1 protein-coding gene is annotated in these 814 nt (G+C 54.7%); it reads right to left on the reverse strand.

Annotated features, from left to right (window positions below; all coding sequences use genetic code 11):
- Positions 1 to 627 (reverse strand): hypothetical protein (locus P0D73_RS46555; RefSeq protein WP_408436485.1); only part of this gene is annotated, 627 nt, incomplete at its 3' end.
- Positions 628 to 814: the final 187 nt, after the last annotated feature.

Here is an 814-nt window from a genome sequence, read left to right on the forward strand (position 1 = left end):
GCTCTCTTCGGCGACAAACAGGGTCGTTGGCGACAAGGCGTTCGCTCGTAGCTCGGGAGCAGTTATGCGACCTGCATACAAAAGCCCAAATACTGCAGCGCGCGCGAGAATCGGATCGCCGCCAGAAAACTCACGCTCAATGGCAGACAGTGCCTTGGGGCTGGCTACAAATCGCTCTACTGCATCCGAAAGGAACTGTCCCAGTAGGTCTCGCGTTATCACAAGGCATGGCAGCATGCGCTTCCAGTTGTCGATCCACGTACGCGATGCTGCAAGATCGGCAGAGCTGATGATCCTGACATCAATGGCACCATCACCCTCGAACGTGACGCCTTGCGACATAGCTTCAGCGGCCGCCGAACCCGGGAGCAGTACGAGCTCCTGCCGATCGGAATAGGACACCCAAAAGTCGGCCAGCAATCGCTTCTCTTGAATTTGTACGTAGCCGGGTCGCTCACAGAATGACCGGATCGCCGCGTCCACCTCGATGAGGATCCATTGGTCCAAAGTGCAACGCCGGTACAAGGTCAGCCGTCGGTTGAGCTTGAGACTGAACGCTTCCAGCCGATGTGCTCCGCGCGGCCTGGCGAGAGCGACCGGCTTCGCAGGGTGCGAAAAATCTTCCATGAGATCAAAGCCTTAGCCGCGGGATTCGAAGTCTAGAACACCAATTGACAAATTTAATGCGGATTAATGCGAACTGACGACTTTATTTCGTTCGGACTGCAAATATAAATGTCAATCCGACTCCGAGCAGTCCCAACCGGCCAGGACTTGCAGAGATTTCGAATTGATAAAGTTATTTCGGTTTACG

It is taken from the genome of Paraburkholderia sp. RL18-101-BIB-B (assembly GCF_046026985.1).
GTDB lineage: Bacteria > Pseudomonadota > Gammaproteobacteria > Burkholderiales > Burkholderiaceae > Paraburkholderia.